We start from the raw sequence: 26230 nt of genomic DNA on the forward strand, positions 1-26230 counted from the left end.
CACCGACCTCGAGTCGGTCCTCGCCGAACGCGGCGTCGGGCGCGTGGTCGTCACCGGCACGCAGACCGACGAGTGCATTCGCGCCACCCTGCACGGCGCCTTCGTCCGCGGCTACGACACGACCCTGGTGAGCGACGCGCATACGACCGAGGACCTCAGCGAGTGGGGCGCGCCGCCGCCGGACAAGGTCGTCGACCACACCAACCTCTACTGGCAGTTCCAGGCCGGGCCCGGCCGCACCGCCGAGGTCGTGGCGGCGGCGGATCTGCAGTTCTGACCGAAGGCCCTGTCCCTGACGTTCGCGATGCGGGATGCTCGTCTCACACCCCGTGGTCTCACGATCGGAGCAGGGCGATGACGGACACCACGCAACCCGTCAGTCTCGAGCTGGAAGAGCAGGTTCGACGACTGACGGAGGAGAACGAGCGGCTGCGGGCGAGAGTCGCCGTCGAGGAGTCGGGGCCGCCCCGCGAGCCCCGCGAACCCCGGCGGGTCTGGCGCAGCGTGGTGGTCGTCGTCCTCATGGCGCTCGCGACGATCCTGGCACCGGCAGCCGTCATCGCCGGCTGGGCCAGGGTGCAGCTGACGTCGGCCGACGCGTTCGTCGACACCTTCGCCCCGCTCGCTGACGACCCGAACGTGCAGGCTCTGGTCACCGACCAGGCGGTTGCCGCGATCAACAACGCCGTGGACATCCCCGGCCTCACCAACGACGTGTTCACCGGCATCGACCAGATCGGCCTTCCGCCGCGGGCCGCGGCCGCCCTGAAGCTGCTCCAGACCCCCGCCACTCAAGGAATCCAGTCGTTCATCCAGGACCAGGTCTCGAACGTCGTCGCGTCGGCCACCTTCCGAGACCTGATGCGGCAGGGCCTGCGCACGGCGCACGACTCCCTGGTCGCCCTCCAGGGGGACCTCGCCGGTCCCGACCGCGCCGTCACCATCAGCGGGACGGGCGAGATCGGGGTGCAGCTCAAGCCGATCATCGCCGCGGTCAAGGCTCGACTGGTCGCCCGCGGGGTCGCGTTGGCCTCGAACATCCCCGACATCGACAAGACCATCGTCGTCGCCAAGACCGACGCGGTGCCGACGATCCGCACCGTGTATGCGGCGGCGGTCACGGCCGGGACCTGGCTGCCCTTCGTCGTACTGGCGCTCTTCGCCGGGGCGGTCCTCACCGCCGCGCGCCACCGTCGCGCGCTCGTGGCCGCTGCCGTCTGCCTGGCGGTGGCCATGCTCGTCACGGCCGCGGCGCTGGGCGGGGGGCGGATCCTGTTCACGAACGCCGTGGCGTCGGACACCTTCCCGGCCGCCGCAGCCGACGCCATCTACACGCAGTCCCTGACCCTCCTGCGCAGCGCCGTCCTCGCCGTCGGCGCCCTCGCGGTCTTCGTGGCGGCGATCGCCTGGTTCGCCGGGCCGGAAGATCCAGCGCGTCGACTCCGGGGGGCGCTGGTCGACGCGACCGCGGCAACCCGGGACGGGGCCGAAGCCCGTGGCGTCACCACCGGCCGCTTCGGTGAGTGGGTCGGCGCATCCGCACGCGCCATCCGCGTCGTCATCGCCGTCGTGGCAGCCGTGGTGATCCTGCTGCTGCGTCCGTTGTCGTTCTCCGACGTGGCCTGGACGGCCTTCGGCGCCCTGGTGGCGCTCCTGCTCGTCCAGCTGCTGGGCCGGCCACGGGCGGACCCGGTCGACCAGGGGGAGCCCACGCCTACCTCGGTTTCCGCTGGATTGACATAATGTCGATTATCGGCGTTACGGCAACGCGGGAGTCGTGAGCCCGAGAGGGGTCAGGCGAGCTGGGCGCGCAACCAGTCGAGCTCGGGTCCGCGTTCGGCCGGACCACCGGGCGTCTCGAGGATCACCGGACAGTCCGTCGCGCTGACGACTCCGAGCAGCAGCTCCGGCGGGATCGTGCCGTCCAGCAGGCCGGCGTGCCGGTCGCGGCCCGAGCCGGCGTCGTCCCGCGAGTTGTTGCCGTGGACCAACGACACCCCACCGGTGATCGCCCGGAGGTCGTCGACGACGGTCTCGAGGTCCAGCCCGCCCGCCCAGGCGTGGCAGACGTCGAGGACGAACCCGGGCTGGAACTCGCCGATCGCGTCCCACAGCCGGGCGATCGCGTCAAGGTGACGAGCCATCGCGTGGTTCCCGCCGGCCGTGTTCTCGATGAGCACCGGCAGCCCGAACCCGCCCTCGTCCGCCTGGCGCGCGAACGTCTTGCGCCAGTTGTCCACCCCCGTGGGTTCGTCCTCCTCGGCCAGGACGTGCCCGCCGTGCACCACCATGGCGGCCGCGCCGATCGACGCGGCCATGACGGCGTGGGCCGCGAGCAGCTTGCGGCTCGGTATCCGGATGCGGTTGTTGGTCGTGGCCACGTTGATCGTGTACGGCGCGTGGACGACGACGGTCAGCGGCGTCGCGGCGATCTCGTCGGCTCGCGGGTGCGGTGCGGGCGGCTTCCAGTCCTGCGGGTCCGCGAGGAACAGCTGCACCGCGTCGGCGCCCGACGTGGCTGCCTCCGCGAGCGGATCGGCGTCGTCATGCCGCGCGCCGACGTGGACGCCGAGGACTCGTGCTTCGGTCACCGCTCTCCTTCTCCCGTCAGGTCGACGTGGCCGGCCGACTCGGACCGGGCCGGTTTAGCATCCGCATCATGGTGGCCGCCCCCTTCGACTTTGCAAGCCCTTGCCGGAGGCCCCGTCCCGACCGTCAGCGCCGGTTGAGGACAGTCCCCAGCTGCTTCTCGGTCTCGTCCGCGAGCCGCTCGAAGACCAGCTTCATCGCGGGAGCGGCCAGTGCCGCGATCCCGTGCATGTCCAGGTCGGCGCGGTAGGTGATCTCGCTGCCGCCACCGGACGGCAGCACCGAGATCGTGTCGGTCGAGGTGGCGCCCTTGTTGCGTCCCACGAAGACGAGCCCCTCAGCAGTGAGCTCGGTCAGCTCGTACTCGAGCTCGGTGGTCAGCCCGGCGACCTTCGACACGTTGTGCCACGTCGTCCCCACCTCGACCGGCCCGGACCCGTTCTGGGTGCAGGACTGGGTACCCGGGTCCCACTCCGTCGCGTTGGCGAAGTCCTTGAGGTAGTCGATGACCTCGGCCGGCGGAGGGGTGACGGTGAAGGTGCGCTGGACGCTCGGCATCCCTCATCCTCACCCGGAACCGGTGGAGGCCGCAGCCCGAGACGGGTCAACCCCACCAGAAGGTCGCCGCGATGACGCCGTAGAGCGCCAGCAGTCCCGCGCCCTCGATCCACGTGGACTTGCCGTCGAAGGTGATGAACGCGCTCAGCAGGACCGCGATCGCGACCGACACGACGAGCAGCGGCGAGAACACCAGGGTCAGCGAGGCAAACCCCAGGACCGCCGAGAGGATCACCAGCAGCGGCGCCAGCACGAGGGCGATCTGCAGGGGCGAGTTGATGACGACGGCGAAGGCGTACTCGGAGCGGTTCTTGGCGGCCAGCTGGACCCCGACGACGTTCTCGATGGCGTTGCCGGCGATGGCGACCACGACGAGCCCGGCGAACGCCTGGGAGATCCCGATCGCGTCCATCGCCGGCGTCAACGCCGTCACGAACCAGTCCGACACGAACGCCGCCGCGGCGGCGCTCGCCGCCAGCATGCCCACGGCGAACGGGAGCTTCCAGCGCGGCGGCTCGGCCTCGTCGGGACCGCCCGGCCGGCCGGGGTCGTCACCCCGTCGCAGCGACGCGCGGAGGGTGAGCACGAACAGGAGCAGCAGGAACACCGACGCGATCACCGACAGCGTCGTCTCGTGCTCCGCGGCGGGCGCGTGGATGAGGTGCGCCACCGACGGCATCACCATCGCGGCCACGGACACCAGGAGCATCACCGTGATCCCCCGGGCCCGCGCGCTGTCGAGGCTCTGGGTCCCGTGCTTAAGGCCGCCCACGACGAAGCAGAGACCGAGCACCAGCAACAGGTTCGCGAGGATGGATCCGATCAGCGCGGCCTGGACGACGGCCACCAGTCCCGCCTTGAGAGCGAAGAGCGAGATGAACAGCTCGGGCAGGTTGCCGAGCGCCGACTGCAAGACCCCGGTCGCGCCGGGACCGAACCGGTCCCCGAGCTGCTCCACGGACCGGCCCACGAGCGCGGCGAGCAGCGCCACCGCCGCGGCGGCCGACACGAAAGCCAGCACTGCTCCGCCACCGAGGTAGTGGGTCACCCCCGCCACCGCCATGAACGCGAGCGCCAGCCCGACGATGACCCAGTCCGAGCGCACCAGGTGGGTTCCGTGACGCGCCGGCGCGTGGGGCGGGGGGGCGTCGGTATGCGCCGCCGGGGTTGGCTCGACCACGTCCCGCATCGTGCCAGCCGGTGCTCAAGCCCGCTCGCCGACCATCCACCCGCCACTCCCCCCTGGCCGCATCGCGTCCACGCCGGTCGAGCGTCGGCAAAAGGTGACGCACACCGAGGCTCGCAATGGTCAGATGGGTGACGTGCTCGTCGAGCGTGACCCCTTCCTCGCCCCGCTGCTCGAGTGGGTGCCGGACGCGGACGCCCGCTCCGGGCGGCTGGTGCTGCTCGGTGGCGAGGCCGGCGTCGGCAAGTCCTCCCTCATCGGGCTGCTGACGACCAGGGTCGGGGCGGACGTCACGATGCGGCGTGGGTACTGCGACAACGTGGCGACCCCGGCGCCGCTCGGCCCGGTCATCGATGCCCTGCCGGAGCTCGCCGACCACATCGAGGTGACGACCGCCGCGACTCGTCCCCGGCTGTTCCGGGAGATCCGGGCACGATTGGCCGACCACCCCACCGTGCTGCTCCTCGAGGACGTGCACTGGGCGGACGAGGCGACGCTGGAGCTGATCCGGTTCCTCGGACGTCGACTCGAGGGGATGCCACTGCTCGCCGTCGTGACCTTCCGCGAGGACGAGGTCGGGCCGGGCGACCTGCTCACGGCGCTGCTCGGCGACCTCGCCACCGCGCCCTCCGTCGACCGGATGCACCTGCCGTCGCTCAGCGCCGAGGCGGTCGCCACCCTGGTTGCGGACGCCGGGTCGGGGCTCGACGCCGACGCGCTCTACCGACGGACCGGTGGGAACCCGTTCTTCGTCACGGAGGTGTTGGCCGCCGGCTCCGTGGAGGCACCCTCGACGGTGCGTGACGCGGTGCTGGCCCGGTTGACCGCCCTGTCGCCGGCCGCCCGGGACGTCCTGGGCGCTGCCGCGGTCCTCGGTCCGGGCGCGTCGCTCCGGCTGCTCGGCGAGGTCGCGGGTCAGCCGGCCGAGGCGGTGGACGAGTGCGTCGATCACGGGGTGCTCGTCGCCGACCAGGGTGGTACGGGATTCGCGTTCCGGCACGAGATCGCCCGCGAGACGGTCGAGGCGAGCCTCTCGGCCGGCGCGCGCACCCGCCACCACGCCGCGGCCCTGGCTGCCCTGATCCGGCTGGGTGGCGCCGACGACCACCGGCTGGCCCACCACGCGGCCGGTTCGGGGCAACAAGAGGAGGCGGTCCGCTACTCCATCGCCGCCGCCGGCGACTCCGGCCGTCTGGGCGCGCACCGGGAGGCCGCCCGTGGGTACCGGCTCGCGCTGCACTTCCCCGAGGTCCTCGACCGGGAGCAGACGGCGGCCCTCAACGACCACCTCTCGTACGAGTGCTACCTCACCAACGAGCACGAGGCGGCTCTCGTGGCCCGCCGTCGGGCGCTCGAGCTCCACGCGCAGGCGGACCCGGCATCGGAGGCGGTCGGTGCCGCGCAGCGCTGGATGTCGCGGCTCTGCTGGTTCCTGGGTCGCGGTGCCGAGGCCGACCGGTACGCCGACCTCGCCGTCGCGACGCTCGAACCGCTCGGAGCAGGACACGAGCTGGCCATGGCGTTGAGCAACAAGGCGCAGCTGGCCATGCTCGCGGGTCGAGTTCCCGAGACCCTCGACTGGGGCCGTCGGGCGGTCGAGCTGGCACGGTCCATCGGCGACCGAGACGTCGAGAGCCATGCCCTGAACAACATCGGCACGGCCCTGCTGTTCGGCTCCGACCCGATCGAGGGCATCGCCCGGCTGCACCAGAGTCTTGACATCGCGGTGACCGACGACCTGCACGAGCACGCCGCTCGCGCCTACACGAACCTCGGAGCCGGTCAGGTCCGCAACCGCACGCTCGCCGGCGCCGACCAGGACCTGCGCGCCGGGATCGCCTACTGCGCGGAGCGCGACCTCGACGCCTGGCGCCTGTACATGCTCGCGTGGCTGGCGGTCTCAACGCTCGAGCAGGGCCGGTATGCGGCAGCGACGCAGCTCGCCGAGGAGGTGATCCGGAACCCGAACACCCCGCCGGTCAGCCGCATACCCGCCCTCGTCGTGGCCGGGACCGTCGCGCACCGGCGCGGCGACCGGGGCCTCGCCGACGAATGGCTCGACGAGGCCAGCGACCTCGCCGCCTCCACCGGCGAGGTCCAACGGATCATGCCGGTAGCGGTGGCCCGCGCAGAGGCCGCCTGGAGCGTCGACGACCTCGACGCCGCCGCACGGGAGCTGGCCGTCCTCGACGTGTTTCCCCCGGACCAGTTCCTCGACTGGGAGCTGGCGGAAGCGGACTGGTGGCGCCGGACGGTCGGGACCGGCGTCCCTGCTCGGACCAGTGTCCCGGAGCCGTTCGCGCGCATGGCCGACGGCGACTGGCTCGGGGCTGCAGCGGTATGGGAGCAGATCGGCTGCCCGTGGTGGCAGGGCGTCTGCCTGTCGCACGCGGAGTCCGTCGACGACGCCCGGGTGGGCATCGAACTGCTCACCGTCACCGGAGCCGTCGACACCCGCACCGCCCTGATGCGAGGTCGCCGGCGGGCCGGTCAGGTGATCCCCCGTGGCCCCCGTGAGCAGACCCGAGCCAACCCCGCCGGTCTCACGGCCCGCGAGCTCGACGTGCTCGCGCTGCTCGCCGACGGCCTCACCAACGCCCAGCTGGCCGACCGCCTCTTCCTCTCCGCGAAGACCGTCGACCATCACGTCTCCTCGGTGCTCCACAAGCTCGGCGCGCCGAACCGGGCCGCCGCGGCCGCCGCCGCGCGACAGCGGGGGCTCCTGCCCAAGATGGGGAACGCTCCCGATGTGCGTCCGTGACCCGTTGACGTTCTCTTGAGGCAGGCCGGTAGCCGGCCCACCAACGATCAAGGAGAACGACGATGGCGCTGTACATGGACATCCACACGATGGACGGACCGGTCGGGATGGGCGACGTGGAAAAGGCCCACGCCGCCGACCTGCAGACGCAGGAGAAGTACGGCGTGAAGTACCTGCGCTACTGGGTGAGCGAGGCGGACAACAAGATCTTCTGCCTCGTCGACGCCCCGGACATCGACGCCGCCAACACCGTCCACCGCGAGGCGCACGGCCTCGTCGCGGACGAGATCTTCCCGGTGTCCGAAGGCGTCTGACTCTCGGCCGAACGAGTCACCGGGCGGGCTCCCGACGCGGTAGGCGTGGGGAGCCCGACCTTCGCCCCCGACGGCACAGGTGTGCCACGCTTCGGCTCATGACCGACGATGTCGTCACGGCTCCCTCGCCGGCCAGGCGAGAGACGCGGGAGCAGCGGGCCTGGTACTTCTACGACTGGGCCAACTCCGCCTACGTGACGACCACGGCGACCGTCCTCATGGCGCCGTACCTCACCTCGGTCGCCACCGCCGCCGCCTGCCCGAACCTCCCGGACGGCGAACGGTGCACGGCGACCCTCAGCCTGCTGGGGATCCCCATCTCCCCGGGGTCCCTGTTCGCCTACACCGCCACGGTCTCGACCCTCGTCTCGGTCCTCGTCCTCATCGTCGTGGGGGGCATCGCCGACCGGAGCCGCCGGCCCACCCGGATGCTGGCCGGGTTCGCATGGCTCGGCGCCGTGGCCGCGGCCGCGATGTTCTTCGTCGCCGGCACCAACTGGCAGCTGGGCGTCCTGCTCCTCATCATCGCCAACCTCGCCCTCGGGTCGTCCCTCGTCATCTACGACTCGCTGCTGGTCCGGATCGCGTCGCCGGACGAGCGGGACCGCGTCTCGTCCAAGGGCTGGGGCTTCGGCTATCTCGGCGGCGGCATCCTTCTCGCGCTCAACTTCGCGCTCGACCTGTTCCACTCCAACCTCGGGCTGGACCGAGAGATGTCGACGCGGATCTCGCTGCTGTCGGCCGGACTGTGGTGGGGGTTCTTCACCCTCATCCCCGTCCTCGGGCTGCGTCACGTCGGCGGCACCCTGGCTCCGCCGGTGCAGAAGTCCCGCGGGGTCGTCGGCGGCAGCTTCGCGCAGCTGGTCGACACGTTCAAAGAGCTGCGCCTGTTCCCGCAGACGATGCTCTTCCTGCTCGCCTACCTGTTCTTCAACGACGGGATCCAGACGGTCATCGGCAACTCCAGCCTCTACGGGATCGAGGAGCTGCAGTTCTCCCAGTCGACCGTCCTCGGCGTCTTCCTGTTCGTCCAGTTCGTGGCGTTCGGAGGGACCGCGCTGTTCGGGCGAGTCGCCGCCCGGATCGGCGCCTGGCGCACCGTCCTGGTCTGCCTGGCCATCTGGACAGTCATCGTCGTCGTCGCCTTCTTCGTGCCCGCCAAGAGCCTGGTGTTGTTCGTCGCGCTCGCCCTGTTCATCGGCCTGGTCCTCGGTGGCAGCCAGGCCCTATCGCGCTCCCTCTACAGCCAGCTCATCCCCCGCGGCCGGGAGGCCGAGTTCTTCAGCCTCTACCAAGCCATGGAGCGCGGCACGAGCTGGTTCGGGACCCTCACGTTCGGACTGGTCTACCAGTTCACCCACTCGTACCGGTGGGCCATCGTGGCGCTCGTCGTGTTCTTCGTCGTCGGCGGGCTGCTGCTCTCCCGCGTCCGGATGCGGGAGGGCATCGAGGCCGCCGGCAACGAGGTCCCGGCGGTCATCTGAGACGCTTCCGAACCCGCGCGAAAACCCCGTTCGCACCTCCTGAACCATTCGCGCGACCCCGTCGTCTTCCTGCTTGTGATTCCCGTCACAAACAGGTGTCGGTTCACTGAACGCGACGTAATACCGGAACAACGCATCCGGGCACGTCGTTGGAACCGAATGAGTCGCAGGTGGAGCACGGGACATGCCTCGCGCGACGTGAGCTTCGGAGGGATATCGAGATGGCTGACCGTACATTACGCGGCACGCGGCTGAGCACTTTCAGCTTCGAGTCGGAGACCAACGTCGTTCCGAGCGAACGACGGATCACGACCTACGTGTGTCCGCAGGGGCACCGCATCGAGCTGCCGTTCAGCGTGGAGGCCGACGTGCCTCCGGTGTGGGAGTGCCGCTGCGGCAGCGAGGCCAAGCTCCTCGACGGCCCCGAGGTGACCCCCAAGGAGACCAAGCACGTCCGCACCCACTGGGACATGCTCCTGGAGCGTCGCTCCATCCCCGAGCTGGAAGAGCTGCTCGAGGAGCGCCTCTCCCTGCTGCGCGAGTCGCGCGGCGAGAAGCCGACGAGCAAGCGCACCGCCTGACCCGCAGACGACATGGAAGGGCCCCGTCCACTGGACGGGGCCCTTCGTGTGTCAGGGGACGGTATGCGTCAGGCTTTCGGTGGAGCAAAAGTGGTGCCGCCACGCCGACTTCGCTCCATCGTGACCGTGCGAAGCGCGTTAGAGGACTTCGCCCTCGATGACGTCGTCGGAGGCGGCGCTGCGCGACGTCGGGTTGGGCCCTTGTCCGGGACCGGGCTGTCCGGGACCGGGCTGTCCGGGGCCGAAGCCGGACGACGCCATGCCACCCGGCGCATACACACCCGGCGCATACACACCGGCGAGCAGCCGGCGGGCGACGACCGCCTCGAGCAGTCCGCGAGCCAGTGGCCGGGTGAACGGCAGAACGAGGAAGAACCCCGCGATGTCCGTGATGAAACCGGGCGCGAGCAGCAGCACTCCCCCGACCATGACCAGCGCGGCGTCGGACAGCTGGCGCGACGGCATCGTTCCGGTGGTCAGGGCCTCCTGCAGGGAGCTCCAGGCACGGGCGCCCTCGTGGCGGACCAGCCAGGCGCCGAACATCGACTCGGCCAGGAGCAGGAAGAACGTCGGCCAGCCGCCGATCGCCCGGCCGACCGCGATGATGACGACCACCTCGAGCAGCGGGACGACGAGCAGCAGCGTCACGAGGAGCAGCTGCCAGTGTCCGCGGCGGCGCGGACGGGTCCCAGGGCCCTGGCTCACAGTCGGTGCCATGCCGCCTCCTCACGCCGGGACCGGGCCGACCGGGCCCGACCACGCAGGCGGTCCACCCGATGCGTTACCGACCACTTCGTGACGTTGAGCATGGCCTCCTGGACGATGTGCCCGCTCATCTTGGACTCGCCGATGACGCGCTCGACGAACTCGATCGGCACCTCGACGACGGTCAGCCCAGCCTGCACGGCCCGCCACGTCATGTCGACCTGGAACCCGTAGCCCTGCGACTCGACCGAGTGGAGGTCCATCTGGTGCAGGGCTGACGCCCGGTAGACGCGGTAGCCGCCGGTCGCGTCGTGGACCGACATTCCCAGCAGGACCCGGACGTAGACGTTGCCGCCGACGCTGAGGACCCGCCTCGACATCGGCCAGTTGACGACGGAACCGCCGCTGACCCACCGTGAGCCGATAACGACGTCGGCGTGCTCCGCGGCGTCGAGAAGGGCGGGCAGCTGCTCGGGCTGGTGGGAGCCGTCCGCGTCCATCTCGACAGCGGCGTCGTAGCCCCGGTCGAGGGCCCAGGTGAAGCCGGCGAGGTAGGCGGCGCCCAGCCCCTGCTTGCCGGGCCGGTGCAGCACGTGGACCTGAGGGTCGGACGCGGCGAGCTCGTCGGCCACCACGCCCGTGCCGTCGGGAGAGTTGTCGTCGAGCACGAGGATGTCGACGGTCGGCACCGCGGACCGCACCCGCTCCACGATGCGCGGAAGGTTCTCGCGCTCGTCGTACGTGGGGATGAGCACGACGACCCGACCCAGTGGTGGGCGGTGCTGAGGCTCGGTCATGGGGGCGGTCATCCTCGGTGCGGTTCTCTCTCGACTGGGTGGTCGGCCGGTATGCGGGTGGGGGGTGCGGTCGGCCGCCGGCGGAGGCCGACCAGGAGGACAACCACGAACGCCAGGCCCGCCGCGTACTCCGGCCACGGCCCCACCATCGTGGCGACCGTCCGCGCGCTCCGCAACGGGAGTTGGCCGGACAGGACCGTCCTGGTGAACAACGCGCTCGGCTGGTGCACGGTTCCGTCCGGCGTGATGAGGCCGCTCACCCCGACGGTGGAGACGTGGACGACCGACCGGCCGTGCTCCATGGCCCGGATCCGGGAGATGGCCAGCTGCTGGACCGACTCGTTGCTGTAGCCGAAGGTCGCGTTGTTGGTCTGGACCAGGAGCAGGTTGGCGCCGAGGTCGACGTTGGCGCGGACGAGGTCGTCGTAGGCCACCTCGAAGCAGATCGTCGGTCCGGCGACGACCTCGCCTCCGGCCGCAGCGGGCACACGGAAGAGGACCGGTCCGGTGCCCGCGGCGAAGTCGGAGCGGACCAGGTCAACCTTGTCGCTGAAGCGGCGGAAGAAGTCCCGGTTCGGGATGTACTCGGCGAACGGCACCGGGTGCTGCTTGACGTAGGTCTGGGTGATTCCCTTGCCCGGCTCGTAGAGCAGCGCGACGTTGGAGATGTCGGGGGCCGGCTGCTCGAGCAGGGTGCCGACGACGAGGGGGGTACCGAGCGCGTCGACCGCTCGGAGGATCTCGTCCTGGGCGTCGGGGTTGCGGGTGGGGTCGATGTCGGAGGCGTTCTCGGGCCAGACCACGAGGTCGGGCTTGGGGCGCGTCCCCGCGGCGACCTCGGCGGCAGCGTCCTCGGTGGCGGTCACGTGGTTGTCGAGGACCTGGCGGCGCTCGGCGTTGAAGTCGAGCCCGGCTCTCGGGACGCTGCCCTGGACGGCCATGACGTTGGTCGGGGCCCCGTCGGTCGGCAGCGGCACGGCGAACCCGACGACGAGGACCACGGCCGCCCCGGCCAGGGCGAGCAGAGCCGGCGTCCGGCGGGGGCGATGCGTGCCGTGGTCGAGCCCTCGGCTCAGCCGAGGACCGAGGTCCCAGACGACGGCGGCCAGCAGCCCACCGGCCAACGCCACGGCGAAGGTGACCGCGGGGGCGCCGCCGAGCGCGGCCAGCCGACCGAGGGGCGAGTCGGCCTGGCTGAACGCCAGCCGGACCCAGGGGAAACCGCCGTAGGGAATGCGGTCGCGCAGCGCCTCCTGCGCCACCCACGCGAGCGCGATGACCCCAGGGCGGACCCGCGGCGCCGGACCGCGGCCCTGAAGGTACGCGGTGGCCGCCCCGAGCAGCGCGACGAAGAGCGCCTGGCATACCGCGAGACCCGCCCACGGGACGACTCCGACGACGATGCCCGCCCAGCTGAGGGAGTATCCGAAGAAGACGAGGCCGGTCACCAGGCCGAGGAGGAACCCGGTGCGGGCCCGGGCGCCGCAGGTCGCCAGCGCGAGCAGGGCCACTCCGACGGGAGCCAGCACCCAGACGTCGTGACCCGGGAACGCCGCACACAGCGCCACGCCGGCGAGCAGGGCGAACCCCAGGCGGACCACGAGCGACACGCGGCAACCGTAACCGCGGCGGCTCGACGGGGTATGCGGGCCCGCTGCGACGTGCCCAGACCGTGACGGTCCGTCGCCGGCCCCGATGGGACGGCGACGGCCCGGACCGCCGTTGGGACCAGCATCTCGCCGGCGGGATGCCGGTCGGATGGCTGTTGTCTACTAGGCGGTACGGGCCGTCGCAGTGTTCACCAGTCAGCGGTGCGGGCCCAGTTCATGGCCCATTGGGCGAGCCTGGCATGGTCGGCGGCTGCGCGCGCTAGCCGCCGAAGAACCCCCTTCCGAACAACTCCCCGAGCCTCGCGGCTGACCGTCCAGGTGAACCACCGGGCCATAAGTTACTCAGGGCCCACCGGCTGTCAACCCGCCGTTCACCTGCGCAAACGCGCATACGTGCAGGTCAGGGCGACATGGCCGACGACAGCGAATCACGTTCATTCGCAGACTTTTTCGGCGATGTCGGCGTGTCGCACCACGACACGCCGACGCTTTCCGTTCGGCGTCTCACAACCCGGGAAGGACGTCCTCCGCGAGCAGGTCGTACAGCTCCCGCGACCGTTCGGGGTCCTTGAGGTGACCATCCGTAGCGATGAACTCGTCGACCCCGGCCGCCGCATACCGGCCGAACGTGTCCCGCAGCCGCTCGACGGAGCCGCCGATGGCCCGCGCGCCGTCGTCGGGCACCGGGTCGCGCCCGAGGACGACCAGGGCCTGGGTCGAGCGTCGCAGGGTGGCCGGGTCGCGGCCGATGGTCTCGCAGGCCTGCGTGATGATGGCGCTCTTGGCGGCAAACGTCTCCGGCGTGCCCCAGACGTTCCACTCGTCGGCCTGGCGGGCGACGATCCCCGGCATGACCTTCTCGCCGGCGCCACCGATGAGCAGCGGCATCGGCCCGACCGGCTTGGGCTCCATCCCGGCGTTGCGAAGGTCGTAGTACTCGCCGTCGAAGGTGGCGACCCGCTCGTCGCGCAGCGCCCGGATCACCTCGCACGCCTCCTCGAACCGGCGCAGCCGTGGACCGCGCGCCATCAGGTCGATGCCGTACTGCGCGTGCTCATTCTCCTGCCACCCGGCGCCCAGACCGAGAACGAACCGGCCGTCGCTGATGACGTCGATGGTGGCCGCCTGGTTGGCCAGGACCGCGGGGTGGCGGTAGAGGTTGCCGGCCACCAGCGAGCCGAGCCGGACGCGCGGTACGACGGCGGCCAGCGCGGCGAGGAGCGAGAAGCCCTCGAGGACGTGGCCGCCTCCCTGAGGCGTGTTGTCCATGAAGTGGTCCATGACCCAGACGCCGTGATAGCCGCGCGACTCCGCGTGGAGAGCCAGGTCCCGGACGACCGGCCAGGGGTGGACGGCGCTCGGCCACGCACTCAGCTGCATACCCGCATCCTGCCGTGCGGGCGTGACCGGCCTGAGGCAGGGCTACGGGACGACGCAGGTCCCGCGGGCCGTGGTGGCGACGACCGGTGGGTCCAGGACCTCGGCCGCGGACGGCCGGGTCTCCGAGCCGGCCCCCCGGGCGACCACCCGGACCTCGAACTCCATCTCCCGGCTCCGGCGCCCGACCCGGACCAGCCGGCACTCGATCTCGATCACGTCCCCGGCCCGGACCGGCGCGCGGAACTGGACGTCCGCGTACGACGCGAACAGCCCCTCGTCGCCGTCGGTCCGGATGCACATCTCGGTGGCGACGTCGCCGAAGGCGGCCAGCGAGTACGCCCCGTCGACGAGTTTCCCGGCGTAGTGGGCGTGGCTGGAGGGCACGTAGCGCCGGTGCGTGACGACGGTGCCGACCTGGGGGACCATCACGCGACCAGCTCGTGGACGAGGTACGACGCGACCTCACCCGGGGTGGTCCCGCGGCCGAAGATCCGGTCGACGCCGAGCGCCGACTCCGAGCCTTCCTCGAACCGGGGGCCGCCGACCACGAGCAGCGGCACCTGGCCGGACGGGTACGCCTCGCGGAACGCGGCGGACATCGCCGACGTGTTGTGGATGTGGGCGTCCTTCTGGGTCACGACCTGGCTGACCAGGACGGCGTCGGCGCGTTCGGCCCGGGACTGCGCGACGAGCTCGGGGACGAGGACCTGCGCGCCGAGGTTGACCACCCGGATCTCCCGGTAGTACTCCAGGCCCTTCTCCCCCGCGAAGCCCTTGATGTTGAGGATCGCGTCGATGCCGACCGTGTGCGCGTCGGTCCCGATGCAGGCGCCGACGACGACCAGCTTGCGGCGCAGCGACTTCTTGATCGAGAGGTTGACCTCCTTGGCCGACAGCAGCGGGTACTCCCGCTCGACGACCGTCACGTCGCGCACGTCGACGAGGTGGGTGACGGAGCCGTAGACGACGAAGAAGGTGAAGTCTGGACCCATCGCCTTGGCGTGGACCAGCAGGGCCGGCTCCATGCCCATCTTCCGCGCGAGCTGCAGCGCGGCGCCCTCGGCGCGCTTGTCGTGCGGCAGCGGCAGGGTGAAGGACACCTGCACCATGCCGTCACCGGTGGTGTCGCCGTAGGGACGGACGAGGGTCGTCGTGTCGCTCATCGAGCCTCCCCGCTCTGCAGCAGCGTGACCGCCGGGTTGTCATATCCGCCGGCCCCGGTGGCCTTCTCGACGACCCCGTCGAGGCCCTTGCCCCGGTCGGCGGGCCGCTTCATCAGGCCGAAGGTCCCGTCACCGATCGCCGGCAGCAGCCCGTCGTCGACGATCCGCTCGAGGAGTCCGACCGACTCCCCCAGCACCTCCCGGGCGCGGGTCTGGATGAACCCGTCCCGAGGCGGGTGGAAGTCCTCGGTGAGGCCACCAGCGGCGTTGAGGACGTAGCGGACGTTCTGGAGGGCGAGGTCGCGGTCGGACAGGAACGGCGTCACGACGGCCTCGGTCATCATCCCGACCAGGAGGATCCCCTGCCCCGTCATCGCGCCGACGAGGTTGAAGAACCCGTCCAGGAGGTAGCCGCGGAACACGTCTCCGGTCATGTGCTTGGTCGGGGGCATCCACTTCAACGGGGCGTTCGGGAAGAGCGTGCGCGCCAGCAACGCGTGGGCCAGCTCGAGCCGGAACGACTCGGGCAGGTCGGGGTTGATCTCGAAGGCGTGGCCCAGCCCGAGCTGCCAGTCCTCGAGGCCGGCCTCCTTGGCGAAGTACTCGTTGAGGAGCTGGCTCACCGTCACCGTGTGCGCGGCGTCGACGGCGTCGGCGGTGGTGAGGTAGTTGTCCTCGCCGGTGTTGATGATGATCCCGGCCCGGGCGTGGATCTGCCGCGAGAACCGTTGGTCGACGAAGGTCCGGATCGGGTTGATGTCGCGGAAGAGGATCCCGTACATCGAGTCGTTGAGCATCATGTCGAGGCGCTCGAGCCCGGCCAGCGTGGCGATCTCCGGCATGCACAGGCCCGACGCGTAGTTGGTCAGCCGGACGTAGCGGCCGACCTCTCTGCTCGTCTCGTCGAGGGCGGCCCGCATGAGCCGGAAGTTCTCCTGGGTGGCGTACGTCCCCGCGTACCCCTCGTGGGTGGCGCCTTCCGGCACGTAGTCGAGCAGCGACTGCCCGGTGGACCGGATGACAGCGATGACGTCGGCGCCCTCCCGCGCGGCCGCCTGGGCCTGCGGGATGTCCTCGTCGATGTCGCCGGTGGCGACGATGAGGTAGATCCAGGGCCGCTGCGGTGGGTCGCCGAGCCGGCGGACGAGGCGCTCACGGGCGGTGCGCTGCCGGTCGATGGTCCGGACACCGCCGGCGACGGCGGTACGCGCCGCCCGGCGCGCGCGGGTGAGCTCGGTGCCCTCCGGGAGGCGGAACGAGACCGAGCCCGAGGCGGCCTTCTGCGCGAGCGTCAGCAGGTCTTCGGCCTCCGCCCGGCGCAGCGCGTCCCAGACGGGGGTGGTGACCCCGTGCTCCAGGCCGACCTGGTCGCGGACCGCGTCGACGAGGTGGTTCACCCAGGGGACGCGCTCGTGGTCCGCTCCGGAGAGCCCGGCGAGGCGCAGGGTTGCGCGCTCGACCGAGACGGTCGTGTGGCGCTGGGCGAGCCGGACGACCGGCCGTCCCGCGGTGCGCGCCAGCGAGCGGACCCGGCGGACGACCGCGGGGTCGAGCTCGAGGCGAGGGCGCGTCGTCGTCGTCGGCACGGGACCAGGATATCCATGACCGCAGGTTGTCCTGCGCGAAACCGTATCTGACGCAGATCCTCCTGTTGATGGCGGTGCGGACCGCAGGATTCATGGTCAGGCCGCACCGCGAAAGTGACGGGACGCGGAACGCGCCGTCGTGCGACCGTGGTCCGCGTGACCCGGGCCCTGATCCTTGTCGAGGGCGACAGCGACCAGCGGGCCGTGGAGCAAGCAGCGGTCCTGCGCGGACACGACCTCGCGGCGGACGCGGTCGAGGTGGTGCCGATGAGCGGGATCACCAACCTGGCCCGGCACCTCGGGGCGGTGCCCGACGGCACCCGGGTGACCGGCCTGTACGACAGCGCCGAGTGGCCGTACGTCCGCGCGATCCTGGACCGGTTGGGACGGAACGACCCGTTCTTCGCGTGCGACCGGGACCTGGAGGACGAGCTGATCCGGGCCTTGGGCGTGGCCCGCGTGACCGCCGTCATCGATGCGGCCGGCGACCGCGGGTCCTGGCAGACCCTTCAGCACCAGCCGTTCCACCGCGGCCGTCCGGACACCGAGGTACTGCGCCGGTTCATCGGGACGACCAGCGGGCGCAAGCTCAGGTATGCCGGGCTGCTCGCCGCGGCGCTCGCTCCCGACGAGGTGCCCGCGCCACTGGTGGCCGTGCTGGACGAGGCGACCCGACGGTCGGCTCGAACCGTGGGAACGACGACGTCAACGGGCATCCTGGAGACCTGATGCCCTGGAACCGGCCCCGACGGGCCACCCTCGCTCTGGCGACCACCGCCCTGGTCGCGACCCTGGCGACCGCGTGTTCGTCCCCGGGAGGCTCGGTGACGGCCTCGACGACCGCCTCCCCCTCCCCCGCCACCACCTCGACGACGGAGGCGACCACGACCCCCGCACCGACGCCCCCGAACGGCACGACCGGCACGACCGGCACGCGCGACCCCCTGGCGCAGGACGACCTCGACCGGCGCCTGCGCGACGCAGCGTGGGCCAACGACGTCGCCGCGGCCCGCGACCTCATCGCGCGGGGCGCCGACGTCAACGCCCAGGACGAGACCCAGCAGAGTGCCTACCTCGTCGCGACCAGCGAGGGCTACCTCGAGCTGCTCGACCTCACCCTCGCCCACGGCGGCGACGTCGCGAGCAAGGACAGCTTCAACGGGACCGGCCTGATCCGCGCCGGCGAGCGGGGGCATACCGGCGTCGTCGGCCGGCTGATCCAGGCCGGCGTGGAGGTCGACCACGTGAACCGGCTGGGCTGGACCGCCCTGCACGAGGCGATCGTCCGCCCCCGCGAGCGGGAGGTACCCCCAGGCAAGGGCACGTCGGCCTACGACGACACCGTGCGCGTGCTCGTAGCCGGCGGTGCTGACGTCCGGCTGCCGTCGAGGCGGGACGGCGTGGCGCCCCTCGACCATGCTCGCAGCAAGGGGTACGCGCGTCAGGTCGCCACCCTGGAGAAGGCCCTGCGCCAGGACGCCGCCGGACCGGTCGACCAGGCGGAGGCCGACCGGCGCTTGCTCGCCGCCGCGAGCTCCGGCGACGCGGACGGCGCCGCGCTGGCCCTGCGCGCCGGCGCCGACCTGGAGGCGGTCGGTGACCACCGGCGTACTCCCCTGCTGTTGGCCGCGAGCAACGACCGCACCGACGTCGCGCGGGTCCTCGTCGCCCTCGGAGCCAGCCCGAACGCCCTCGACGACCAGCACGACACGCCCTGGCTGGTCACCGGCGTCACGGGGAGCGTCGCGATGCTCGAGGCGCTGCTGTCCGCGCACCCGGACCTGACCATCCGGAACCGGTTCGGCGGGCTCTCGGTGATCCCCGCGAGCGAGCGCGGCCACGTCGACTACGTGCGCCGAGTGGTCCAGACCGGGATCGACGTCGACCACGTCAACGACCTCGGCTGGACGGCGATGCTCGAGGCCGTCATCCTGGGCGACGGCGGCCCGCGGCACCAGGAGATCGTGCGGATCCTGTTGGCCGCCGGGGCGAACCGGGCGATCGCCGACAAGGACGGCGTGACGGCGCTGCAGCACGCGCAGCGGAAGGGGTACCGCCAGCTGGCCTCGATCCTCGCAGCGTAGGGCTCAGCCCTTGGCGACCGCGCGGCGTTGGGCGAGCCGCCGTTCGACGAAGCCGTCCACGAAGAGCAACAGCATCGGCCAGGCGCCGGCGCTCGGGAAGATCACCACGATGACAAGGACCAGCGCCAGGATGGCTGGCGTCGTCCAGGTGAAGGGCCCGGCCAGCCAGTCCTTGACCTTGGGACTGTCGTGCAGCAGCTCCGGGTGCTGCCGACCGCGGAGGCCGAGCAGGTGCAAGGAGATCGACGAGACCAGGAGCACCGCGACGTACAGCGGGGTGGCACCGTGCTGGTAGAGGTCGTTGTTGGTGATCAGCTGGGTGGTGAACGGGATGGACACCATGGTCAGCAGCCACAACAGGTGGAGGCCGAGAACGGTCTGGTCGTAGTCGACGAAGTACTCCATGACCCGGTGGTGGTTGACCCACATCGACCAGATGACGAGGAAGCCGAGGAGGAAACCGAAGATCGCGTTCGAGTTCTCGCTGAGCAGGTGCCAGATAGTGTCACCGGGCTCGGTGTCTCCCCCGAGCTCGACGAGCGGCAGCACGAGCAACGTCATGGCGATCGCCACCGTGGCGTCGCTGAAGTTGACGATCCGGTCGAACCCCCGTTCGGTGTGCACGGAGGCAGCGTGCCATGCCAGGGCGGGTCAGATCACCTACCTGACCATCCCCTAACGGGCGCCTCCCGACCCGCGCGGACGCCCGGCGGAAAGTTACGCTGCGGCACATGGAGCACCGCCACCACGACCTCGTCGTCATCGGTACGGGGTCGGGCAACTCCGTCGTCACCCCGCGCCTGGACCATCTCGACATCGGGCTCGTCGAGAAGGGTCGCTTCGGTGGCACCTGCCTCAACGTGGGCTGCATCCCGACGAAGATGTTCGTCCTGCCGGCCGACCGCGTCGTCGAGGCGCGCGAGGCGGACCGGCTCGGGGTCCACGTCGACGGCGTACGGGCGGACTGGCCGGCCATCCGCGACCGGATCTTCGCCAGGATCGACCCGATCTCCGCCGATGGCGAGGCCTACCGCGAGAAGGCCGACAACGTCACGGTCTACCGCCAGGAGGCCCGGTTCACCGGACCGATGAGCCTCGACACCGGCACCGGCGTCACGGTCACCGCGGACCGGTGGGTCATCGCCGCCGGTGGCCGGCCGCGGCTGCTGGACGTCGACGGCCTGGACCGCGTCGACCCCGAGCGCGGCGTCCACACCAGCGACACCGTGATGCGGATGGAGTCGCTTCCCGAACGGGTCGTCATCGTGGGCGGCGGGTTCATCGCGGCGGAGTTCGCGCACATCCTCGAGGGCCTCGGCAGCCACGTCACCTGGGTGCACCGGGGCGAACGCCTGCTCCAACGGCAGGACGAGTCGGTCTCCCGCGCCTACACGCAGATCGCCCAGGCGCGGCACGACGTCCGGCTGCGGACCACGGTGACGGGGGCGAGGCACGACGGGCACCGGTGGACGCTCTCGACGACGACCGAGGGCGGCGAACCGGCCCGGATCGAGGCCGACGCGGTGCTCCTCGCGGTCGGGCGGATCGTCAACACCGACCTTCTCGACGTGGCGGCCGCCGGGCTTCCCTGCCACCAGGACGGGCGCCTGGTCGTCGACTCCTTCCAGCAGACGCCGGTGGGCGGGGTGTTCGCGCTCGGCGACATCAGCAGCGAGTGGCAGCTCAAGCACGTGGCCAACCACGAGATGCGGGTGGTCAAGCACAACCTGCTCTTCCCGGAGAACCCCGTCGAGAGCGACCACCGGTTCGTGCCGCACGCGGTGTTCACGCATCCGCAGATCGCCGCGTTCGGCAAGACCGAGCAGGAGCTGCGCGAGGCGGGCACCCGGTACCTCGCGTACGAGCAGCAGGTGGGCGACGTCGCCTACGGCTGGGCGCTCGAAGACACGACCGGGTTCTGCAAGGTAATCATCGACCCCGACACCCGGCTGCTGCTCGGCGCCCACCTGATGGGGCCGCAGGCCTCGACGGTGATCCAGCCGCTGATCCAGGCCGCCCACTTCGGCCAACGCGCCGACGACGTGGCCAAGGGCCAGTACTGGATCCACCCGGCCCTCGCCGAGGTCGTCGAGAACGCCCTGCTGGGCCTCTAGTCGAGGCGAGCCTCGAACAGCGCACGGACGGCCGGTATGCGTCGGAGCAGGTCGAGCGCGTAGGCGGCGTGCCCCGGGACGTAGCCGTTGCCGACGAGCATCGTGACGTCGGCGGCCAGCCCCTCGGCTCCGAGGGCCGCCGCCGCGAAGCTGGTGGCCATCGAGAAGAACACGACGGTGCCGCCGTCCGCCGTGGCGAGGATGGCCGGCTGCTCGCATCCCGGGACGTCCACGCAGACGACCGTGACGTCGGCGGGTCCGCCGGCTCCGCGGACCGCTTCGGACAGGCCGAGGGGTGCACGCGCATCGGCGACAACGACCTCGTCGGCGAGGTCCGAGGCACGCAGGGTGGCGGCTTCGGGCTCGTTCGGGACGACGCCGATGAGCCGTCCTGCGCCCGCGTCCCGAGCGGCGGCCAGGGAGAGCGACCCGGACTTGCCGGCCGCGCCCAGCACGCAGACCGTCGGCGTCGCATACGTCCTCACGACCCGAGCCACCAAGGCCGGGGCGCCGCAGACGTCCATGACCATGAGAGCGAACCGCGGGTCGAGGTCGTCCGGGAGGACGGCGGCGATCGACCGGCCGAAGAGGATCGCGTGACCGCTGGCCGGGACCTGCTCGCTGTGGCCGTCCCACCGTCCGAGCCCGTCGGTGATGCGCAGTGGCGTCAGCGAGAGCGACACGAGCGTGGCCACCCGGTCCCCCACCGCGAGGCCGAGCGGGCTCTGCGGTCCGACCTCGGCGACCGTGCCCACGAGCATGCCGCCCGACCCGGTGACCGGGTTCTGCATCTTGCCGCGGGTCGCGACGATGTCGAGGACCTCGGCCCGGACCGCGTCGCCGTCACCGTGGTGCTTCTCGGTCAGCTGGCGGTACGACGCCGCGTCGAGGTTGAGCGTCTCCACGTCGATACGCACCTCGTCCGGCCAGATCTCCGGCCGCGGGTCGAGCCGAGCAGCCGCCTGCGGAAGCACGCCCTGAGGGTCCAGGACGCGATGCAACCCGAGCGGCGACACGTCGTGGGTCGACACAGATTCTCCTGTCGTCATGGTCTTTGACCGCAGGATCTACGGTCTGCTGGTGTATCACGCGGACGTTCTCCTTTATCCTTCCATCATGACCGTCGCGATGACGCTGCCCGAGCAGCCCTACGCTTACCGGCAGCGAGAGCTCGTCGAGCCGGACTGGACCCGACTGCCCGGCTGGGCCCACGTCACGCCCGCCGAGTGGGCCGACGTCCAGTGGCAGCGCGCCCACTGCGTCAAGAACGTCCGCCAGCTGCACGACGTCATGGGCGACCTCCTCACCGAGGACCTCTACGCCGACCTCGAGCGCGACCAGGCCGAGCGCGCGACGATGTCGATGCTCCTCCCGCCGCAGATGCTCAACACCATGGTGCCGTCCGTGGACGGGGACGCACCCGCGGCCGGCGACGCATACACGCAGGCGTTCTACGCCGACCCGGTCCGGCGCTACATGCTGCCCGTCTTCTCCGACCGCCGTGCCGACTGGCCGTCGCACCCCTACGCGACGCGCGACAGCCTCCACGAGCACGACATGTGGGTGGCGGAGGGGCTGACGCACCGCTACCCCACCAAGGTGCTCGCCGAGCTGCTGCCGACCTGCCCGCAGTACTGCGGCCACTGCACGCGGATGGACCTCGTCGGGAACTCCACGCCGCAGGTCGCCAAGCTCAAGCTGGCCGGCAAGCCGGTCGACCGGTATGCGGCGATGCTCGCCTACCTGTCCACGACGCCGCAGGTCCGCGACGTCGTGGTGTCCGGTGGTGACGTGGCCAACATGCCGTGGAAGAACCTCGAGGCGTTCCTCGACCGGCTGCTGGAGCTGGACAACATCCGCGACATCCGGCTGGCGACGAAGGCCCTCATGGGGCTGCCGCAGCACTGGCTGGCGCCCGACGTCGTCGAGGGCGTCGGCCGGGTCGCCACCAAGGCGCGGGCCCGGGGTGTGTCGCTGGCCATCCACACGCACGTCAACTCGGCCCAGTCGGTGACGCCAGCGGTGGCGGCGGCGGCGCGGGCGATGCTGGCCGCCGGGGTCCGCGACGTCCGCAACCAGGGCGTCCTCATGCGGGGCGTCAACGACTCGCCCGAGCAGCTGCTCGACCTGTGCTTCGCGCTGTCCGACGACGCGTCCATCACGCCGTACTACTTCTACATGTGCGACATGATCCCGTTCGCCGAGCACTGGCGGGTGTCGCTGACGCACGCCCAGGAACTGCAGCACTCGATCATGGGCTGGCTGCCGGGGTTCGCCACGCCACGGATCGTCTGCGACGTCCCCTTCGTGGGCAAGCGGTGGGTCCACCAGGTCGAGTCGTACGACATGGAGCGTGGGATCTCCTACTGGCGCAAGAACTACCGCACCTCGATCGAGGGTGGCGACGAGGCGGCGCTGTCGCGCGACTACGTCTACTACGACCCGATCGACACGCTGCCCGAGTCCGGACAGGACTGGTGGCGCTTGCAGTCCGACCTCGGCGCGCTCGACGAGGTCGCGGCGGCGCGGGCCAAGTCCAGCCGCGAGCTGGCCGTCACGCAGGCCGGCTGACGCGGAGGCTGTGGGGGCGGTCCGGGTGGCTGCGGTCGGGTGTCCGACCGGGATCACCCGGACCAGGCAACTGACAGGTCACGCCGCGCATGATGACGGCGCCAACGTCAGTCGGTGTCGACCGGAAGCACCTCGAGGAGATCTCCGCGGTTGACGTAGAAGACCGTCTCACGCGTCAGGGGGGGAGATCTGAGCGTGCTGGGACCCCCAGAACGCTCCCCACTGGTCGGCTGGTCCGGCCCCGCCGCAGCGGATAGCGTCCCCTCGTGGCCGAGACCCAACGTCGTGAGGTTCCGCGCCTGGTCGGTGACGAGCTGACCACGGCGGTCAGCTTCCTGGACTTCCAGCGCGAGGCCGTGCTGCGCACGTGCGAGGGCCTCACCGAAGCACAGCTCCGGTGGGTGGGCGTTCCGACGGGCACCAACCTGCTCGGTCTGGTGAACCACCTCGTCGACTCGGAGATGTGGTGGTTCCACCACCACGTCGACGGCGGACCCTGGGACGGCGACTTCGAGCACGATATGGAGGTCGGGGACTCGGTCAGCGCGGCCGAGGTGGTGAAGGCCTACCGGGACGCGTGGGCGCGCAGCAACGAGATCATCCGGGTGGTCGACGACCCTGACGCCCTCACGCAGCTACCGGTCCACGGTGAACGGCTGCCCCTGCGGTGGGTGCTCAGCCACATGATCGCGGAGACCGCCCGCCACGCCGGCCACGCCGACATCCTGCGCGAGCGGCTCGACGGAGCGACCGGCCGCTGACCGGCATACTCGCTGCTCGTGGCGAAGCGGACCCGTGGTGACGGCGGCACGCCCGCGACCGTTGCGCTGACCGCCGCGGGGATCGCGTTCACGACGCACCCGTATGCGCACGACCCCGCCGCTGCGTCGTACGGGCGGGAGGCCGCCGACGCCCTGGGTGTCGAGCCGGGTCGCGTCTTCAAGACCCTCCTGGTCGAGGCCGAGAAGGGCCTCGCAGTGGGGATCGTCCCGGTCGACCGGCAGCTCGACCTCAAGGCGCTGGCCACGGCGCTCGGGGTCAAGCGGGTCCAGATGGCCGACCCCGTGATGGCGGAGCGGGTGACGGGATATGTCGTCGGCGGGATCAGTCCGATCGGCCAGAAGCGCCGGCTGCCAACGGTTCTCGATGACTCGGTCGAGGCGTACGAGACCGTCCTGGTCTCCGGCGGGCGTCGCGGGTTCGACATCGAGCTGCGCCCGGCCGACCTGCTCACGGCGACCGGCGCGACCTACGCCCCGATCGCGCGATGACCTACTCGCCCGGCGAGCCCGGGGTGTGACGGCCCTCCCACGGGGTCGACAGCACCACCGTCGTCCGGGTGCGCACGTTTGCGGCGGAGCGGATCCGCGCGAGCAGGTCCTCCAGGGCGCCCGGCGTCGGGACGCGGACCTTGAGGACGTAGCTCTCCTCCCCCGCCACCGAGTGGCAGGCCTCGATCTCGGCGACGTCGGTGAGCCGATCCGGCACGTCGTCGGGCGCTGCCGGGTCGAGCGGAGAGACCGAGATCAACGCGGTCAGGGGCAGCCCGAGCGCCTCGGGGTCGACGGCGGCGTGGTAGCCCGTGATGACGCCGCGCTCCTCGAGCCGTCGGACCCGTTGGTGCACCGCGGAGGTCGACAGCCCGGTGGCCTTGCCGAGATCGGTGAAGCTCATCCGGCCGTCGGACGCGAGCAGGTCCACGAGTCGACGGTCGAGTCGTTCCACGGGCACAGGCTAGCGGCCGATGCCGGGCGGAACCCGACAACGACCACGGATGAGGCCCCGGTCGACCCGTAGGCTGCGGAGCCATGCCCGCCAAACCCACGTCCGGCGAACGGCTCATGCTGCTCGACTCCGCGAGCCTGTACTTCCGGGCCTTCTTCGGTGTCCCCGACGAACGCAGCGACCCGGACGCCCCCCAGAACAACGCGATCCGCGGCCTCCTGGACATGATCGCGTCACTCGTGGCCACGCACCGGCCGACCCATCTCGTGGCGTGCTGGGACAACGACTGGCGGCCGGCGTTCCGGGTCGAGGCCATCCCGTCGTACAAGGCACACCGCGTCGCCCAGGAGGTCGCCAAGGACGAGTGGGAGGAGGAGGTCCCGGACCCGCTCGAGGCGCAGATCCCGGTCATCGTCGACGCCCTCGCGGCGCTCGGCATCCCCCGTCTCGGCTCCGACGGCTACGAGGCCGACGACGTGATCGGCACCCTCGCGACCGCCTCCCACGGCGTGCGCGCGGTCGACGTGGTCACCGGGGACCGCGACCTGTTCCAGCTGGTCGACGACGCGAACCAGGTCCGGGTGCTCTACACCGCTCGTGGCGGCGTCCGGAACCCCGACCTCGTCGACGAGGCGTTCCTGCGCGAGAAGTACGCGGTGCCCAACGGCGACGCCTACGCCGACATGTCGATCCTGCGCGGTGACACCAGCGACGGCCTTCCGGGCGTGGCGGGGATCGGCGACAAGACCGCCGCCACGCTCATCGAGCGGTACGGCGACCTGGCCGGCCTGCGAGCCGCCGTCGACGGCGGTGACCCGGCCATCAAGGGAGCCCAGCGGACCCGTCTCGAGGCCGCGTCCGCCTACCTCGACGTCGCCCCGCTGGTGGTCCGCGTCGCCCACGACGCGCCGCTGCCCAAGGTCGACTTCGCCCTCCCGACGAAGGTCGCGGACGCGCGGCTGATGAGCAAGGTGGCGTCGGAGTACGGCGTGACCGCGTCGTTCAACCGGGTGCTGTCGGCC

25 protein-coding genes and 1 pseudogene are annotated in these 26230 nt (G+C 71.3%); 13 read left to right on the forward strand and 13 right to left on the reverse strand.

The annotated features are described in order from the left end of the window. Positions 1–277 (forward strand): isochorismatase family protein (locus VIG79_RS08140; protein ID WP_331884424.1); only part of this gene is annotated, 277 nt, incomplete at its 5' end. Positions 278–354: 77 nt separating this feature from the next. Beyond that, positions 355–1743 carry a bZIP transcription factor gene (locus VIG79_RS08145; protein WP_331884425.1) on the forward strand — a complete coding sequence of 463 codons (1389 nt, stop codon included), beginning with the start codon at positions 355–357 and terminating at the stop codon, positions 1741–1743. 50 nt (positions 1744–1793) lie between these two features. Here VIG79_RS08145 and VIG79_RS08150 read toward each other — a convergent pair whose 3' ends face one another. From VIG79_RS08150 to cax, 3 genes are all read right to left on the reverse strand, one after another. Then, positions 1794–2591 (reverse strand): deoxyribonuclease IV, encoded by a 798-nt coding sequence (locus VIG79_RS08150; protein ID WP_331884427.1) that lies wholly within the window; start codon positions 2589–2591, stop codon positions 1794–1796. A 124-nt stretch (positions 2592–2715) separates the two neighbouring features. Next, positions 2716–3147 carry an SRPBCC family protein gene (locus VIG79_RS08155; protein WP_331884429.1) on the reverse strand — a complete coding sequence of 144 codons (432 nt, stop codon included), beginning with the start codon at positions 3145–3147 and terminating at the stop codon, positions 2716–2718. 46 nt (positions 3148–3193) lie between these two features. Further along, on the reverse strand, positions 3194–4327 hold the full coding sequence (gene cax, locus VIG79_RS08160) for a calcium/proton exchanger (RefSeq protein WP_331884431.1): 1134 nt from the start codon (positions 4325–4327) through the stop codon (positions 3194–3196). 133 nt (positions 4328–4460) lie between these two features. On the opposite strand from cax, the gene VIG79_RS08165 reads away from it, so the two are divergent. The 4 genes from VIG79_RS08165 to VIG79_RS08180 all read left to right on the forward strand — a co-directional run bounded on the left by VIG79_RS08165 (position 4461) and on the right by VIG79_RS08180 (position 9473). After that, positions 4461–7094, forward strand: a complete 2634-nt coding sequence (locus VIG79_RS08165) for an ATP-binding protein (protein ID WP_331884433.1) — start codon at positions 4461–4463, stop codon at positions 7092–7094. A 62-nt stretch (positions 7095–7156) separates the two neighbouring features. Further along, the gene (locus VIG79_RS08170; protein ID WP_331884435.1) at positions 7157–7408 is read left to right on the forward strand and encodes a DUF4242 domain-containing protein; all 252 of its coding nucleotides are present in this window, start codon (positions 7157–7159) and stop codon (positions 7406–7408) included. A 98-nt stretch (positions 7409–7506) separates the two neighbouring features. Then, positions 7507–8892 carry an MFS transporter gene (locus tag VIG79_RS08175; protein WP_331884436.1) on the forward strand — a complete coding sequence of 462 codons (1386 nt, stop codon included), beginning with the start codon at positions 7507–7509 and terminating at the stop codon, positions 8890–8892. 221 nt (positions 8893–9113) lie between these two features. Beyond that, positions 9114–9473: an RNA polymerase-binding protein RbpA gene (locus VIG79_RS08180; protein ID WP_331884437.1), complete on the forward strand. Its 360-nt coding sequence runs from the start codon at positions 9114–9116 to the stop codon at positions 9471–9473. Between the two features lie 138 nt (positions 9474–9611). Here VIG79_RS08180 and VIG79_RS08185 read toward each other — a convergent pair whose 3' ends face one another. The 7 genes and pseudogenes from VIG79_RS08185 to VIG79_RS08215 all read right to left on the reverse strand — a co-directional run bounded on the left by VIG79_RS08185 (position 9612) and on the right by VIG79_RS08215 (position 16714). Next, entirely contained in the window at positions 9612–10190 is a 579-nt protein-coding gene (locus VIG79_RS08185; protein WP_331884439.1) for an FxsA family protein, read from the reverse strand. Further along, entirely contained in the window at positions 10175–10975 is an 801-nt protein-coding gene (locus VIG79_RS08190) for a polyprenol monophosphomannose synthase (protein WP_331884441.1), read from the reverse strand. The genes VIG79_RS08185 and VIG79_RS08190 overlap by 16 nt, the downstream gene beginning before the upstream one ends. 8 nt (positions 10976–10983) lie before the next feature. Continuing rightward, positions 10984–12585 carry an apolipoprotein N-acyltransferase gene (gene lnt / locus VIG79_RS08195; RefSeq protein WP_331884443.1) on the reverse strand — a complete coding sequence of 534 codons (1602 nt, stop codon included), beginning with the start codon at positions 12583–12585 and terminating at the stop codon, positions 10984–10986. Between the two features lie 504 nt (positions 12586–13089). Then, positions 13090–13974 (reverse strand): annotated as a pseudogene (locus tag VIG79_RS08200) (LLM class flavin-dependent oxidoreductase); the annotation flags it as partial. A 33-nt stretch (positions 13975–14007) separates the two neighbouring features. Further along, entirely contained in the window at positions 14008–14391 is a 384-nt protein-coding gene (locus VIG79_RS08205; RefSeq protein WP_331884471.1) for a hotdog domain-containing protein, read from the reverse strand. Further along, positions 14391–15128, reverse strand: coding sequence for an OAM dimerization domain-containing protein (locus VIG79_RS08210; protein ID WP_331884447.1), 738 nt, complete (start codon positions 15126–15128; stop codon positions 14391–14393). Before VIG79_RS08210 ends, VIG79_RS08205 begins: the two co-directional genes overlap by 1 nt. After that, the gene (locus VIG79_RS08215; RefSeq protein ID WP_331884449.1) at positions 15125–16714 is read right to left on the reverse strand and encodes a lysine 5,6-aminomutase subunit alpha; all 1590 of its coding nucleotides are present in this window, start codon (positions 16712–16714) and stop codon (positions 15125–15127) included. The genes VIG79_RS08210 and VIG79_RS08215 overlap by 4 nt, the downstream gene beginning before the upstream one ends. Positions 16715–16870: 156 nt before the next feature. Here VIG79_RS08215 and VIG79_RS08220 point away from each other — a divergent pair, with 156 nt between their 5' ends. Both VIG79_RS08220 and VIG79_RS08225 read left to right on the forward strand, forming a co-directional pair. Then, the gene (locus tag VIG79_RS08220; protein ID WP_331884451.1) at positions 16871–17443 is read left to right on the forward strand and encodes a TOPRIM nucleotidyl transferase/hydrolase domain-containing protein; all 573 of its coding nucleotides are present in this window, start codon (positions 16871–16873) and stop codon (positions 17441–17443) included. A gap of 95 nt (positions 17444–17538) precedes the next feature. Next, positions 17539–18798, forward strand: coding sequence for an ankyrin repeat domain-containing protein (locus VIG79_RS08225; protein ID WP_331884453.1), 1260 nt, complete (start codon positions 17539–17541; stop codon positions 18796–18798). A gap of 3 nt (positions 18799–18801) precedes the next feature. Here VIG79_RS08225 and VIG79_RS08230 read toward each other — a convergent pair whose 3' ends face one another. Further along, positions 18802–19422: a TMEM175 family protein gene (locus VIG79_RS08230; RefSeq protein WP_331884455.1), complete on the reverse strand. Its 621-nt coding sequence runs from the start codon at positions 19420–19422 to the stop codon at positions 18802–18804. A gap of 107 nt (positions 19423–19529) precedes the next feature. On the opposite strand from VIG79_RS08230, the gene VIG79_RS08235 reads away from it, so the two are divergent. Beyond that, positions 19530–20912 (forward strand): mycothione reductase, encoded by a 1383-nt coding sequence (locus tag VIG79_RS08235; protein ID WP_331884457.1) that lies wholly within the window; start codon positions 19530–19532, stop codon positions 20910–20912. Here VIG79_RS08235 and VIG79_RS08240 read toward each other — a convergent pair. Then, positions 20909–21943, reverse strand: a complete 1035-nt coding sequence (locus VIG79_RS08240; RefSeq protein ID WP_331884459.1) for an L-erythro-3,5-diaminohexanoate dehydrogenase — start codon at positions 21941–21943, stop codon at positions 20909–20911. The genes VIG79_RS08235 and VIG79_RS08240 overlap by 4 nt on opposite strands. 85 nt (positions 21944–22028) lie before the next feature. Here VIG79_RS08240 and VIG79_RS08245 point away from each other — a divergent pair, with 85 nt between their 5' ends. The 3 genes from VIG79_RS08245 to ybaK all read left to right on the forward strand — a co-directional run bounded on the left by VIG79_RS08245 (position 22029) and on the right by ybaK (position 24754). Continuing rightward, positions 22029–23483 (forward strand): lysine 2,3-aminomutase, encoded by a 1455-nt coding sequence (locus tag VIG79_RS08245; protein WP_331884461.1) that lies wholly within the window; start codon positions 22029–22031, stop codon positions 23481–23483. 266 nt (positions 23484–23749) lie between these two features. After that, entirely contained in the window at positions 23750–24244 is a 495-nt protein-coding gene (locus VIG79_RS08250; protein ID WP_331884463.1) for a DinB family protein, read from the forward strand. An 18-nt stretch (positions 24245–24262) separates the two neighbouring features. Then, complete coding sequence (gene ybaK, locus VIG79_RS08255) at positions 24263–24754, forward strand: Cys-tRNA(Pro) deacylase (RefSeq protein WP_331884465.1); 492 nt, start codon at positions 24263–24265, stop codon at positions 24752–24754. Position 24755: 1 nt separating this feature from the next. Here ybaK and VIG79_RS08260 read toward each other — a convergent pair whose 3' ends face one another. Next, a complete protein-coding gene (locus tag VIG79_RS08260; protein ID WP_331884467.1) occupies positions 24756–25208 on the reverse strand; it encodes an Lrp/AsnC family transcriptional regulator in 453 nt (150 codons plus the stop codon). Between the two features lie 83 nt (positions 25209–25291). Between VIG79_RS08260 and VIG79_RS08265 the strand changes: the two genes are divergently transcribed. Continuing rightward, the coding region (locus VIG79_RS08265; RefSeq protein WP_331884469.1) for a 5'-3' exonuclease at positions 25292–26230 on the forward strand (939 nt) is incomplete at its 3' end.

It is taken from the genome of Lapillicoccus sp. (assembly GCF_036559105.1).
Classification (GTDB): Bacteria; Actinomycetota; Actinomycetes; order Actinomycetales; family Dermatophilaceae; genus Lapillicoccus.

Excerpts from the sequence above, each read along its gene's own strand:
- VIG79_RS08145 (WP_331884425.1), top strand. The coding sequence starts at position 355 with ATGACGGACACCACGCAACCCGTCAGTCTCGAGCTGGAAGAGCAGGTT.
- VIG79_RS08155 (WP_331884429.1), bottom strand. The coding sequence starts at position 3,147 with ATGCCGAGCGTCCAGCGCACCTTCACCGTCACCCCTCCGCCGGCCGAG.
- VIG79_RS08165 (WP_331884433.1), top strand. The coding sequence starts at position 4,461 with ATGGGTGACGTGCTCGTCGAGCGTGACCCCTTCCTCGCCCCGCTGCTC.
- VIG79_RS08170 (WP_331884435.1), top strand. The coding sequence starts at position 7,157 with ATGGCGCTGTACATGGACATCCACACGATGGACGGACCGGTCGGGATG.
- VIG79_RS08175 (WP_331884436.1), top strand. The coding sequence starts at position 7,507 with ATGACCGACGATGTCGTCACGGCTCCCTCGCCGGCCAGGCGAGAGACG.
- VIG79_RS08180 (WP_331884437.1), top strand. The coding sequence starts at position 9,114 with ATGGCTGACCGTACATTACGCGGCACGCGGCTGAGCACTTTCAGCTTC.
- VIG79_RS08185 (WP_331884439.1), bottom strand. The coding sequence starts at position 10,190 with ATGGCACCGACTGTGAGCCAGGGCCCTGGGACCCGTCCGCGCCGCCGC.
- VIG79_RS08190 (WP_331884441.1), bottom strand. The coding sequence starts at position 10,975 with ATGACCGAGCCTCAGCACCGCCCACCACTGGGTCGGGTCGTCGTGCTC.
- VIG79_RS08205 (WP_331884471.1), bottom strand. The coding sequence starts at position 14,391 with ATGGTCCCCCAGGTCGGCACCGTCGTCACGCACCGGCGCTACGTGCCC.
- VIG79_RS08210 (WP_331884447.1), bottom strand. The coding sequence starts at position 15,128 with ATGAGCGACACGACGACCCTCGTCCGTCCCTACGGCGACACCACCGGT.
- VIG79_RS08235 (WP_331884457.1), top strand. The coding sequence starts at position 19,530 with ATGGAGCACCGCCACCACGACCTCGTCGTCATCGGTACGGGGTCGGGC.
- VIG79_RS08245 (WP_331884461.1), top strand. The coding sequence starts at position 22,029 with ATGACCGTCGCGATGACGCTGCCCGAGCAGCCCTACGCTTACCGGCAG.